This is a genomic window from Klebsiella sp. BIGb0132, from assembly GCF_024810075.1.
Classification (GTDB): Bacteria; Pseudomonadota; Gammaproteobacteria; order Enterobacterales; family Enterobacteriaceae; genus Klebsiella; species Klebsiella terrigena.
Genome location: NZ_JANUDW010000010.1, coordinates 1 through 13,857 on the forward strand (window position 1 = coordinate 1; position 13,857 = coordinate 13,857).

The window sequence follows — 13,857 nt, forward strand, 5'->3', positions numbered from 1 at the left end:
TCATGTGGACGCTCCTCATTTTCAGGACGTATTGCAACGATCCAGTCTGGTACTTTGATGCCGCAAAATCTGGAGCGTCCATCTCATTATCCCTGGTGATGGAGTACGCATCACCGAGGCCTGCACTTACACTAGCCAGCGAGTCCACTTTTGGAGTCAATCCAGACATATCTCAACAGTCTTTTCATAATTCCTCCATTTTTGCGAGGCGTTCCCTCACTAAACTAGTATCATTTCGCGAAACGTTTCAGGATGAGATAGCAAAATAATGAAAGGCAGTCACACACTTCGTTGGGCAACCGCCCTGGCGGTCGTCATCGTTGCCGGCACCGCATACTGGTTTTGGCAGGGTCGTGATACGGCGGGTGAAGCGGCTCCGGCGGCGGCAGGACAAGGTGCGCCCGCTGCGGGCGGCCGTCACGGCCGCTTCGGCGCGCCCCTGGCACCGGTCCAGGCGGCTACGGCCACCAGCGAATCGGTGCCGCGCTATCTCAGCGGCCTCGGCACGGTCACCGCGGCCAATACGGTCACCGTGCGCAGCCGCGTCGACGGCCAGCTGCTGGCGATCCACTTCCAGGAAGGCCAGCAGGTAAAAGCCGGCGATCTGCTGGCGGAAATCGACCCCAGCCAGTTCAAAGTCGCGCTGGCACAGGCCCAGGGCCAGCTAGCCAAAGATAAGGCGACCCTTGCCAACGCCAGGCGCGACCTCGCCCGCTATCAGCAGCTGGTCAAGAGCAACCTCGTTTCGCGTCAGGAGCTGGATACCCAGCAGTCGCTGGTCAGCGAAACCAACGGCACGATTAAAGCCGACGAAGCGGCGGTGGCCAGCGCCCAGCTGCAGCTCAACTGGAGCCGCATCGTCGCGCCCATCGACGGGCGCATCGGCTTAAAGCAGGTAGATATCGGCAACCAGATCTCCAGCGGCGATACCACCGGCATTGTGGTATTAACGCAAACCCAGCCGATCGATCTAGTTTTCACGCTGCCGGAAAATGACATCGCGGCGGTGGTTCAGGCGCAGAAGGCGGGTAAAGCCCTGCCGGTTGAGGCTTGGGACCGCACCAACAAGCAGAAAATCGCCAGCGGCGCGCTGCTCAGCCTGGATAACCAGATTGACGCCACCACCGGCACCATCAAGCTGAAAGCCCGCTTCAGCAACCAGGACGATGCGCTGTTCCCCAACCAGTTCGTTAATGCCCGCATGCTGGTGGATACCGAGCACAATGCGGTGGTGATCCCTGCCGCCGCCCTGCAGATGGGCAACGAGGGTCACTTCGTGTGGGTGCTGAACGCCGACAATAAGGTCAGCAAACATACGGTGACGCCGGGTATTCAGGATAGCCTGAAGGTGGTCATTAGCGCCGGGCTTTCCGCCGGCGATCGCGTGGTCACCGACGGTATCGACCGCCTGACCGAAGGCGCGAAGGTTGAGGTCGTCGAGCCGCACAGCGCATCCGCCGCCGCGCCGGAAAAAGCCACCAGCCGCGAATACGGTAAAAAAGGAGCGCGCTCCTGATGCAAGTCCTACCGCCGAGCAGTACGGGCGGCCCTTCCCGTCTCTTTATCATGCGCCCGGTGGCCACCACGCTGCTGATGGTGGCTATCCTGCTGGCCGGGATTATCGGCTACCGCTTCCTGCCGGTCTCGGCGCTGCCGGAAGTGGATTATCCGACCATTCAGGTAATCACCCTCTACCCTGGCGCCAGCCCTGACGTGGTGACCTCCGCGATCACCGCGCCGCTGGAGCGCCAGTTTGGCCAAATGTCCGGCCTCAAGCAGATGTCGTCGCAAAGTTCGGGCGGCGCCTCGGTGGTGACCCTGCAGTTCCAGCTGACGCTGCCGCTGGACGTCGCCGAGCAGGAGGTGCAGGCGGCGATTAACGCGGCCACCAACCTGCTCCCCTCAGACCTGCCTAATCCACCGGTCTACAGCAAGGTGAACCCGGCCGATCCGCCGATTATGACCCTCGCGGTCACCTCTTCCGCCATTCCGATGACCCAGGTGGAGGATATGGTGGAAACCCGCGTGGCGCAGAAAATCTCCCAGGTCTCCGGCGTCGGCCTGGTGACCCTCGCCGGCGGCCAGCGTCCGGCGGTGCGCGTGAAGCTCAACGCGCAGGCGATTGCCGCCCTCGGCTTGACCAGTGAAACCATCCGCACCGCGATTACCAGCGCCAACGTCAACTCGGCGAAAGGCAGCCTCGACGGCCCTTCGCGGGCGGTGACGCTCTCCGCGAACGACCAGATGCAGTCGGCGGAAGAGTATCGCCGGCTGATCGTCGCTTACCAGAACGGCGCGCCGATTCGTCTCGGTGACGTCGCTACCATCGAGCAGGGCGCGGAAAACAGCTGGCTGGGCGCGTGGGCGAACAACCAGCGGGCGATCGTCATGAACGTTCAGCGCCAGCCGGGAGCGAATATTATCGCCACCGCCGACAGCGTGCGCCAGATGCTGCCCCAGCTGACCGAAAGCCTGCCGAAGTCGGTCAAGGTGCAGGTCCTTTCCGATCGCACCAACAACATTCGCGCCTCGGTGAGCGATACGCAGTTTGAGCTGATGCTGGCGATTGCCCTGGTGGTGATGATCATCTACCTGTTCCTGCGCAACGTCCCGGCGACCATTATCCCCGGCGTCGCCGTGCCGCTCTCGCTGGTAGGCACCTTTGCGGTGATGGTGTTTCTCGACTTCTCGATTAACAACCTGACGCTGATGGCCCTGACCATCGCCACCGGCTTCGTGGTCGATGATGCCATCGTGGTTATCGAAAACATCTCGCGCTATATCGAAAAGGGCGAAAAGCCGCTGACCGCCGCGCTCAAGGGCGCCGGCGAGATCGGCTTTACCATCATCTCGCTGACCTTCTCGCTGATCGCGGTGCTGATCCCGCTGCTGTTTATGGGCGATATCGTCGGCAGATTATTCCGCGAATTTGCCGTCACCCTGGCGGTGGCGATCCTGATCTCCGCCGTGGTGTCGCTGACCCTGACGCCGATGATGTGCGCGCGGATGCTGAGCCACGAATCGCTGCGCAAGCAAAACCGCTTCTCTCGCGCCAGCGAACGCTTCTTCGAGCGGGTGATTGCCGCCTACGGCCGCCTGCTGAGCCGGGTGCTGAACCACCCGTGGCTGACCCTCAGCGTGGCGCTGGGCACCCTGGCGCTGTCGATTATGCTGTGGGTGTTTATCCCAAAAGGCTTCTTCCCGATCCAGGACAACGGCATTATTCAGGGCACGCTGCAGGCCCCGCAGTCGGCCTCTTTTGCCAGCATGGCCCAGCGCCAGCAGCAGGTCTCGGCGCTGATCCTCAAGGACCCGGCCGTGGAGAGCCTGACGTCGTTCGTGGGCGTCGACGGCACCAACCCAGCGCTGAACAGCGCCCGGCTGCAGATCAACCTCAAGCCGCTGAGCGAGCGCGACGACCGCGTCCAGACGGTTATATCTCGCCTGCAGCGCTCGGTGGACGGCATTCCGGGCATCGCGCTCTATCTCCAGCCCACCCAGGATTTGACCATCGATACCACCGTCAGCCGCACGCAGTACCAGTTCACGCTGCAGGCCAACTCGCTGGATGCGCTCAGCAACTGGGTTCCGCAGCTGCTGACCCGCCTGCAGGCGCTGCCGCAGCTCTCCGACGTCAGCAGCGACTGGCAGGATAAGGGCCTGGCGGCCTACATCAACGTCGACCGCGACAGCGCCAGCCGCCTTGGGATCAGCATGGCCGATGTCGACAATGCGCTGTACAACGCCTTTGGCCAGCGCCTGATCTCAACCATCTATACCCAGGCCAACCAGTACCGGGTAGTGCTGGAGCATGACACCCAGGCCACGCCGGGGCTCGCCGCGCTCGACGGCATTCGCCTCACCAGCAGCGATGGCGGCATCGTGCCGCTGAAGTCAATCGCCACCGTTGAGCAGCGCTTTGCCCCGCTGTCAATCAACCACCTCGACCAGTTCCCGGTGACTACCATCTCCTTTAACGTCCCGAACGGCTATTCCCTCGGCGATGCGGTGGAGGCGATTCAGGCCGCCGAACAGGCGCTGGATTTACCCACCGATATTCGCACCGAGTTCCAGGGCAGCACCCTTGCCTTCCAGTCGGCGCTGGGGAATACCGTCTGGCTGGTAGTCGCCGCGGTGGTGGCGATGTATATCGTCCTCGGCGTGCTGTATGAGAGCTTTATCCATCCGATCACCATTCTCTCCACCCTGCCGACCGCCGGCGTCGGCGCCCTGCTGGCTCTGTGGCTCGCCGGCAGCGAGCTGGACGTGATCGCCATTATCGGCATCATCCTGCTGATTGGCATCGTCAAGAAAAACGCCATCATGATGATCGACTTTGCCCTCGCCGCCGAGCGCGAACAGGGCATGCCGCCGCGCGAGGCCATTTATCAGGCCTGCCTGCTGCGTTTTCGCCCCATTCTGATGACCACCCTGGCGGCGCTGCTCGGCGCGCTGCCGCTGATGCTGAGCACCGGCGTCGGCGCGGAGCTGCGGCGTCCGCTGGGGATCGGCATGGTCGGGGGCCTGATGCTCAGCCAGGTGCTGACGCTGTTTACCACCCCGGTCATCTATCTGCTGTTCGACCGCCTGTCGCTGTACCTCAAAAGCCGCTTCCCACGGCGTGAGGAGGAGGCGTAAATGAAGTTTTTCGCTCTCTTCATTTACCGCCCGGTGGCGACGATTTTGATTTCGCTGGCCATCACCCTGTGCGGCATTCTCGGCTTCCGCCTGCTGCCGGTCGCCCCGCTGCCGCAGGTGGATTTCCCGGTGATAATGATCAGCGCCTCGCTGCCCGGCGCCTCACCGGAAACCATGGCTTCGTCGGTGGCCACGCCGCTGGAGCGCTCCCTCGGGCGCATTGCCGGGGTCAATGAGATGACCTCCTCCAGCTCGCTGGGCAGCACGCGCATTATTATGGAGTTCAACTTCGACCGCGATATCAACGGCGCCGCCCGCGACGTGCAGGCGGCGATCAATGCCGCGCAAAGCCTGCTGCCCAGCGGCATGCCGAGCCGTCCAACCTATCGCAAGGCCAATCCGTCCGATTCGCCAATCATGATCCTGACGCTCACCTCGGATACCTACTCCCAGGGCGAGCTGTACGATTTTGCCTCCACCCAGCTGGCGCAAACGATCGCCCAGATTGACGGCGTCGGCGACGTTGACGTCGGCGGCAGCTCCCTGCCCGCGGTGCGCGTGGACCTCAATCCGCAGGCGCTGTTTAACCAGGGCGTGTCGCTGGACGCCGTGCGCACGGCGATTGATAACGCCAACGTGCGCAGGCCGCAGGGGGCGCTGGAGGACGGCAGCCATCGCTGGCAGATCCACACCAACGATGAGCTGAAAACCGCCGCGGAGTATCAGCCCGTCATCGTGCACTACAGCAACGGCGCGGCGGTGCGTCTCGGCGACGTTGCCAACATCAGCGATTCGGTACAGGACGTGCGCAACGCCGGGATGACCAATGCCAAACCGGCAATTCTGCTGATGATCCGCAAGCTGCCGGAAGCCAATATCATCCAGACGGTGGACAGCATTCGCGCGCGCCTGCCGGATCTGCAAAAAACCATCCCGGCGGCGATCGATCTGCAAATCGCCCAGGACCGCTCCCCGACGATCCGCGCCTCGCTGGAGGAGGTCGAGCAGACGCTGGTGATTTCGGTGGCGCTGGTGATCCTCGTGGTGTTCCTGTTCCTGCGCTCCGGCAGAGCCACGCTGATCCCGGCGGTGGCGGTACCGGTGTCGCTGATCGGCACCTTTGCCGCCATGTACCTCTGCGATTTTAGCCTCAACAACCTGTCGCTGATGGCGCTGACCATCGCCACCGGCTTCGTGGTGGATGACGCCATCGTGGTGCTGGAGAATATCTCCCGCCACCTTGAGGCGGGGATGAAGCCGCTGCAGGCGGCGCTGCAGGGAAGCCGGGAGGTAGGCTTTACGGTGCTGTCGATGAGCCTGTCGCTGGTGGCGGTCTTTTTACCGCTGCTGCTGATGGGCGGCCTGCCGGGGCGTCTGCTGCGCGAGTTCGCGGTCACCCTGTCGGTGGCGATTGGTATATCGCTGGCGGTGTCATTAACCCTGACGCCGATGATGTGCGGCTGGCTGCTGAAGAGCGGCAAGCCGCACGAGCCTACGCGCAACCGCGGCTTTGGCCGCCTGCTAATCGCCGTTCAGGGCGGCTACGGCAAATCGCTGAAGTGGGTGCTGAGGCACAGCAGAATGACCGGCCTCGTCCTGCTGGGCACGATTGCCCTTAGCATCTGGCTCTATATCTCGATTCCGAAAACCTTCTTCCCGGAGCAGGATACCGGCGTGCTGATGGGCGGCATTCAGGCGGACCAGAGCATCTCCTTCCAGGCGATGCGCGGCAAGCTGCAGGACTTTATGAAAATCATTCGGGAAGACCCGGCGGTGGATAACGTTACCGGGTTCACCGGCGGCTCGCGGGTCAACAGCGGGATGATGTTTATCACCCTTAAATCCCGCGACCAGCGCCACGAAACGGCGCAGCAGATCATTGACCGGCTGCGGAAAAAGCTGGCGAAGGAGCCGGGGGCAAACCTGTTCCTGATGGCGGTGCAGGATATCCGCGTCGGCGGACGCCAGGCCAACGCCAGCTACCAGTACACCCTGCTGTCGGACGACCTGGCGGCGCTGCGCGAGTGGGAGCCCAAAATTCGCAAAGCGCTGGCGGCGCTGCCCGAGCTGGCTGACGTCAACTCAGACCAGCAGGACAACGGCGCGGAGATGGACCTGCTCTACGATCGCGATACCATGTCGCGCCTCGGCATCAGCGTGCAGGACGCCAACAGCCTGCTCAACAACGCCTTCGGCCAGCGGCAGATCTCCACCATCTACCAGCCCCTCAACCAGTACAAGGTGGTGATGGAGGTTGACCCGGTCTATACCCAGGACGTCAGCGCGCTGGATAAGATGTTTGTTATCAACAGCGAAGGCAAACCGATCCCGCTCTCCTACTTCGCCAAATGGCAGCCGGCTAACGCCCCGCTGTCGGTGAACCATCAGGGACTTTCGGCGGCTTCCACCATCTCCTTTAACCTGCCGACCGGTAAATCCCTGTCGGAGGCCAGCGAGGCCATCAACCGTGCTATGACCCAGCTCGGGGTGCCCTCCAGCGTGCGCGGCTCGTTTGCCGGAACCGCGCAGGTTTTCCAGCAGACCATGAATTCGCAGATCGTGTTGATTCTGGCGGCGATTGCAACGGTCTATATCGTGCTGGGGATCCTCTACGAAAGCTACGTGCATCCGCTGACGATCCTCTCCACCCTCCCCTCGGCGGGAGTCGGGGCGCTGCTGGCGCTGGAGCTGTTCGGCGCGCCGTTCAGCCTCATCGCGCTGATCGGAATTATGCTATTAATTGGAATAGTGAAGAAAAACGCCATCATGATGGTCGACTTCGCGCTGGAGGCGCAGCGTAACGGCAACCTGCCGCCGGAAGAGGCCATTTTCCAGGCCTGCCTGCTGCGTTTTCGCCCGATTATGATGACCACCCTCGCGGCGCTGTTCGGCGCGCTGCCGCTGGTGCTATCCGGCGGCGACGGCTCGGAGCTGCGCCAGCCGCTGGGGATTACCATCGTCGGCGGCCTGGTGGTGAGCCAGCTGCTGACGCTGTACACCACGCCGGTGGTGTATCTGTTCTTCGATCGTCTGCGGCTGCGTTTTTCCCGAAAAGCCCGGCAACCGGTAAGCGAATAACATGACCGATCTCCCGTCCAGCGTACGCTGGCAGCTATGGATAGTGGCATTCGGCTTCTTTATGCAGTCGCTGGATACCACTATCGTCAATACCGCCCTCCCCTCGATGGCCAAAAGCCTCGGGGAGAGCCCGCTGCATATGCATATGGTTATCGTCTCCTACGTGCTGACGGTGGCGATTATGCTGCCCGCCAGCGGCTGGCTGGCGGACCGGTTGGGAGTGCGCAATATCTTTTTCAGCGCCATTATCCTCTTCACCCTCGGATCGCTGTTTTGCGCCCAGGCCAATACCCTCGACCAGCTGGTGCTGGCCCGGGTGCTGCAGGGCGTCGGCGGCGCCATGATGGTGCCGGTTGGCCGCCTGACGGTGATGAAAATCGTCCCCCGCGCGCAGTATATGGCGGCGATGACCTTCGTCACCCTTCCCGGCCAGGTCGGGCCGCTGCTGGGCCCGGCGCTCGGCGGCGTGCTGGTGGAATATGCCTCCTGGCACTGGATTTTCTTAATCAATATTCCGGTCGGCATTATCGGCGCTATCGCCACGCTCTCGCTGATGCCGAACTACACCCTGCAGACGCGGCGCTTTGACATGCTCGGTTTTATCCTGCTCGCCGCCGGCATGGCGACGCTGACCCTCGCCCTCGACGGCAAAAAGGGCCTCGGCATCTCTCCGCTGCTGCTGGCGGCGCTGGTGGCCATCGGCATCGCCTCCATCGGGCTCTATCTGTGGCACGCGCGGGGCAACGACGGGGCGCTGTTCAGCCTCGATCTGTTCCGCAACCGCACCTTCTCCCTCGGGCTCGGCGGCAGCTTTGCCGGGCGCATCGGCAGCGGCATGCTGCCGTTTATGACCCCGGTATTCCTGCAGATTGGCCTCGGCTTCACCCCGTTCCACGCCGGCCTGATGATGATCCCGATGGTGCTCGGCAGCATGGGCATGAAGCGCATCGTGGTGCAGGTGGTGAACCGCTTTGGCTACCGCCGGGTGCTGATCGTCGCTACCCTCGGCCTCGCGCTGGTCAGCCTGCTGTTTATGGCCGTTGCGCTAGCGGGCTGGTACTGGCTGCTGCCGGTGGTGCTGTTTTTACAAGGCATGATCAACTCCAGCCGCTTCTCGTCAATGAACACCCTGACGCTGAAGGATTTGCCGGATCCGTTGGCCAGCAGCGGCAACAGCATGCTGTCGATGGTGATGCAGCTGGCGATGAGCATTGGCGTGACCATCGCCGGCATGCTGCTGGGGATGTTCGGCCAGCAGCACCTCAGCGCCGATGCGGCGACCGCGCATCAGGTCTTTCTCTACACCTATCTGAGCATGGCGGTCATTATTGCGCTGCCGGCGCTTATTTTTTCCCGCGTGCCGGATGACATCGAAGGCAATACCGTCATCGCCCGCCGCAAAAGGAGTGAACCGTGAAGTTTTGGCGTCCCGGCATTACCGGCAAACTGTTTCTCGCCATCTTCGCCACCTGTATCGTGCTGCTGATCAGCATGCACTGGGCGGTGCGGATCAGCTTTGAGCGCGGATTTATCGACTACATTAAGCGCGGCAACGAGCAGCGGCTGACGATGCTCGGCGACGCCCTCAGCGAGCAGTATGCCCAGCACGGCAGCTGGAAGTTCCTGCGCAACAACGACCGCTTTATTTTCCAGCTGCTGCGCACCTTTGAACGCGACAACGACGACCGCTCCCCCGCCGGCCACGGCCAGGGACCCGGGCCTGACGGAGCGCGCGGGCCAGGCCCCGGCTCGGACCGCGGACCGCCGCCGGATGACGGGCCGCGCGGTCCCGGGCCGGATATTCCGCCGCACGGCTGGCGGACGATGTTCTGGGTGGTGGATCAGAATGGCCGGGTGCTGGTCGGCCCGCGCGAACCGGTGCCCGAAGACGGCACCCGCCGCGAGATCCTCGTTAACGGCGCCGCGGTGGGGGCGGTCATCGCCTCGCCGGTGGAGCGCTTAACCCGCAATACCGATATCAACTTCGATCGTCAGCAGAAGCGCACCAGCTGGCTGATTGTGGCCCTGGCAACCATCCTCGCGGCGCTGGCCACCTTCCCGCTGGCGCGCGGCCTGCTGGCGCCGGTCAAGCGGCTGGTTGAGGGCACCCATCGCCTCGCGGCGGGGGATTTCTCCACCCGCGTCACCGCCAGCGGCGGCGACGAGCTTGGCCGCCTGGCGCAGGACTTTAACCAGCTCGCCAGCACCCTTGAGCGCAACCAGCAGATGCGCCGCGACCTGATGGCGGACATTTCCCACGAGCTGCGCACGCCGCTGGCGGTTCTGCGCGGCGAGCTGGAGGCCATTCAGGACGGAGTGCGCAAATTCACCCCGGACTCGATCCCCTCCCTGCAGGCGGAGGTCGCCACCCTGACCAAGCTGGTTGACGATCTGCACCAGCTGTCGATGTCGGACGAGGGCGCGCTGGCCTATCAGAAAACCTCCGTGGATATCATCACCCTGCTGGAAGTCGCAGCGGGAGCCTTCCGCGAGCGCTTCGCCAGCCGTGGGCTGGAGATCGGCGTATCGCTGCCGGAAAGCGCGATGATTTTCGGCGACGGCGATCGCCTGATGCAGCTTTTCAACAACCTGCTGGAAAACAGCCTTCGCTACACCGACAGCGGCGGCAAGCTGCTGATTAGCGCCGCGCAAAGCGGCCGGATGCTGATCGTCGACTTCGCCGATAGCGCCCCTGGCGTCAGCGACGCCCAGCTGGAGCGCCTCTGCGAACGCTTCTACCGCGCGGAAGGCTCGCGCAATCGCGCCAGCGGCGGCTCCGGCCTCGGGCTGGCTATCTGCGTGAATATCGTCGCCGCCCACGGCGGCACCTTACGGGCCGGCCATTCGCCTTTTGGCGGGGTTAGCATTAAAGTAGAGTTACCTCTGGAACGCGATTTACCGAGAGACGTATGACTGAATTACCTGTTGATGAAAACACTCCGCGTATTCTTATCGTGGAAGATGAACCCAAGCTCGGCCAGCTGCTGATCGACTATCTGCTTGCCGCAGGCTACGCGCCGACGCTGATTAACCACGGCGATCGGGTGCTGCCCTACGTGCGCCAGACGCCGCCGCACCTGATCCTGCTGGATCTGATGCTGCCGGGCACCGACGGCCTGACGCTGTGCCGCGAAATTCGCCGTTTCTCCGACGTTCCGGTGGTGATGGTGACGGCCAAAATTGAGGAGATCGACCGCCTGCTGGGGCTGGAGATCGGTGCCGACGACTATATCTGCAAGCCCTACAGCCCGCGCGAAGTCGTGGCGAGGGTGAAAACCATCCTCCGCCGCTGCCGGCCGCGCCCGGAGCTGCAGGCGCTGGATGCCGACAGCCCGCTGATCGTCGATGAAGGGCGCTTTCAGGCCTCGTGGCGCGACAAGCTGCTGGACCTCACCCCCGCGGAGTTTCGCCTGCTGAAAACGCTCTCCCAGGAGCCGGGCAAAGTGTTCTCGCGCGAGCAGCTGCTGAATCATCTCTACGATGATTATCGCGTGGTCACCGACCGCACCATCGACAGCCACATTAAAAACCTGCGCCGCAAGCTGGAGTCGCTGGACGCCGAGCAGTCGTTTATCCGCGCCGTCTACGGCGTCGGCTACCGCTGGGAGGCGGACGCCTGCCGGCTGGCATAGCCCCGCCGTTTATACGCTTGCCATCACCCGCCTGCCGGCGGGTTTTTTATGCGCAGAACGCCCTCAGCGCTAAGCCCAATATAACGCCTGAATCATCCGCCCGGCAGAAAAGGTTACGCCGGCCTGAAATAGCGCGGCGATATCAGGAAAATAAAGAAGTAGCGTGATTAATACCAACAGAGTAGGGCACCGATAATATAGCCGAGGCTTTATTAAGCCATTGCCAATAATAAAACTTCCGCACTAGTTCGGTGCCCCTTCGGGAGTATATTAAGATCGTTAGTAAATAGAATATCATCGAGGCGCTTGCGTCATTCCCTGAGCTTAACACCCGCATACTATGCTACCACTCACCCGCCGCAGATGGCCCTCAGCATAAAAGTAATACGTGATGAATAATAATACTGATTTAGATACACAAGCTGCGCTTATTTACCAAAGAAAAGTCCACATGGATAAACTGTGGAATACCTACACGATGGATTTGATTCAGACTATCACCGCCAGCGAACGGCGCTATCACCATCAGGTTATTCCTTACCAACAGAATCGGCTGGTGGTAAAGCTGTTTGGCAAAATAAATATAGAGATCGTCCGCGAGGAGTGTTTCGGCCCGATCCAGATTGCCTATCATGTTTATCCCCAGGATTTCGCCAGCGCCGCCGTTCCGCCCTCTTCTATCGACCGCCACGGCATGCTGGACGGCACGACGCCGGTCGGCGACAGGCAGCAGGTCTTTGCCCATTATCTGACGAAGCTGCGGCTTATCTACGATCGGATTATCGAGGTCTCGTTTGCCGACGAGCAGCCGTAATCGCCGTCATTGACCCGCCGACCGGCGCAGGCGGCGGGAAAGGGTTTACCTGCCTGCCCCACGGCGCTACAATGCCCGCCCTTAATGTGGGGACACTCCCCAACTCGCCCACCAGCTGCGGCGAATCTGACCTGTCATCAGAACGAGAAAATCATGTTTAAACCGGAACTCCTTTCCCCGGCGGGAACGCTGAAAAATATGCGTTACGCTTTCGCCTACGGCGCAGATGCCGTTTATGCTGGCCAGCCGCGCTACTCTCTGCGCGTGCGCAACAACGAATTCAACCACGAAAACCTGCAGCTCGGCATCAACGAAGCCCATGCGCTGGGGAAAAAATTCTACGTGGTGGTGAATATCGCGCCGCATAACGCCAAGCTGAAGACCTTCATTCGCGATCTGCAGCCGGTAGTGGAAATGGGACCGGATGCGCTGATCATGTCCGATCCGGGCTTAATCATGCTGGTACGGGAAAACTTCCCCGAGATGCAGATCCACCTCTCGGTCCAGGCCAACGCCGTCAACTGGGCAACGGTAAAATTCTGGCAGCAGATGGGGCTCAGCCGGGTCATTCTCTCGCGCGAGCTGTCGCTGGAAGAGATTGCCGAAATTCGCCGCCAGGTGCCGGAGATGGAGCTCGAGATTTTCGTTCACGGCGCGCTGTGCATGGCCTACTCCGGCCGCTGCCTGCTCTCCGGCTATATCAACAAACGCGACCCGAACCAGGGCACCTGCACCAACGCCTGCCGCTGGGAATATAACGTCCAGGAAGGCAAGCAGGACGACGTCGGCAATATCGTCCACAAGCATGAGCCAATCCCGGTACAGAACGTTGAGCCCACTCTTGGGATTGGTGAGCCGACCGATCGGGTATTTATGATTGAAGAAGCCAAGCGTCCGGGCGAATATATGACCGCCTTCGAAGACGAGCACGGCACCTACATCATGAACTCGAAGGATCTGCGCGCCATCGCTCACGTTGAGCGCCTGAGCAAGATGGGCGTGCATTCGCTGAAAATCGAAGGCCGCACCAAGTCCTTCTACTACTGCGCCCGTACCGCGCAGGTCTACCGCAAGGCGATCGACGACGCTGCCGCCGGCAAACCGTTCGACGAAAGCCTGCTGGAAACCCTCGAAGGGCTGGCCCACCGCGGCTATACCGAAGGCTTCCTGCGTCGCCATACCCACGATGACTATCAGAACTACGAGTACGGCTACTCGCTGTCAGAGCGCCAGCAGTTTGTCGGGGAGTTTACCGGCGAACGTAACGGCCAGCTGGCGGCGGTGGCGGTGAAGAACAAATTCACCCTCGGCGACAGCCTTGAGCTGATGACGCCGCAGGGCAACGTCAACTTCACCCTCGAGCATATGGAAAATGCCAAAGGCGAAGTGATGCCGGTCGCCCCCGGCGATGGCTACACGGTCTGGCTGCCGGTACCGGAAGATATGGTGCTGCAGTACGCCCTGCTGATGCGCAACTTCACCGGCCAGAGCACCCGAAACCCGCACGGCAGCTAGTTTATCAGGGTTATTTTTTCAGGATGCACGGATATTAGAAACGGATCACATACCGTTTCGCTTAAAGTCGTTATCATCCATTTCGCTGAAAAACATAACCCATAAATGCTAGCTGTACCAGGAACCACCTCCTTAGCCTGCGTAATCTCCCTTACGCGGGCTTATTTTTTTAATCCCGCC

Annotated in this window: 8 protein-coding genes; all 8 read left to right on the plus strand. The window is 61.7% G+C overall.

Features of this window, described 5'->3' with window-relative positions; translation table 11 throughout:
- The first annotated feature begins 268 nt into the window (after positions 1 to 268).
- The 8 genes from M2416_RS21935 to trhP all read left to right on the plus strand — a co-directional run bounded on the left by M2416_RS21935 (position 269) and on the right by trhP (position 13,677).
- Complete coding sequence (locus M2416_RS21935; protein ID WP_259226739.1) at positions 269 to 1,516, plus strand: MdtA/MuxA family multidrug efflux RND transporter periplasmic adaptor subunit; 1,248 nt, start codon at positions 269 to 271, stop codon at positions 1,514 to 1,516.
- Positions 1,516 to 4,638, plus strand: coding sequence for an MdtB/MuxB family multidrug efflux RND transporter permease subunit (locus M2416_RS21940; protein ID WP_195710830.1), 3,123 nt, complete (start codon positions 1,516 to 1,518; stop codon positions 4,636 to 4,638). The genes M2416_RS21935 and M2416_RS21940 overlap by 1 nt, the downstream gene beginning before the upstream one ends.
- Positions 4,639 to 7,716: a multidrug efflux RND transporter permease subunit MdtC gene (mdtC, locus tag M2416_RS21945; RefSeq protein ID WP_259226742.1), complete on the plus strand. Its 3,078-nt coding sequence runs from the start codon at positions 4,639 to 4,641 to the stop codon at positions 7,714 to 7,716.
- Position 7,717: 1 nt separating this feature from the next.
- Positions 7,718 to 9,133, plus strand: a complete 1,416-nt coding sequence (gene mdtD, locus M2416_RS21950) for an MFS transporter (protein ID WP_259226743.1) — start codon at positions 7,718 to 7,720, stop codon at positions 9,131 to 9,133.
- The gene (gene baeS, locus M2416_RS21955) at positions 9,130 to 10,629 is read left to right on the plus strand and encodes an envelope stress sensor histidine kinase BaeS (protein WP_259226745.1); all 1,500 of its coding nucleotides are present in this window, start codon (positions 9,130 to 9,132) and stop codon (positions 10,627 to 10,629) included. Before mdtD ends, baeS begins: the two co-directional genes overlap by 4 nt.
- On the plus strand, positions 10,626 to 11,348 hold the full coding sequence (baeR, locus tag M2416_RS21960) for an envelope stress response regulator BaeR (protein ID WP_045855766.1): 723 nt from the start codon (positions 10,626 to 10,628) through the stop codon (positions 11,346 to 11,348). Before baeS ends, baeR begins: the two co-directional genes overlap by 4 nt.
- Positions 11,349 to 11,739: 391 nt before the next feature.
- Entirely contained in the window at positions 11,740 to 12,162 is a 423-nt protein-coding gene (locus M2416_RS21965; RefSeq protein ID WP_195710824.1) for a hypothetical protein, read from the plus strand.
- 153 nt (positions 12,163 to 12,315) lie between these two features.
- Positions 12,316 to 13,677 carry a prephenate-dependent tRNA uridine(34) hydroxylase TrhP gene (trhP, locus tag M2416_RS21970; protein WP_259226754.1) on the plus strand — a complete coding sequence of 454 codons (1,362 nt, stop codon included), beginning with the start codon at positions 12,316 to 12,318 and terminating at the stop codon, positions 13,675 to 13,677.
- The last annotated feature ends 180 nt before the right edge of the window (positions 13,678 to 13,857 follow it).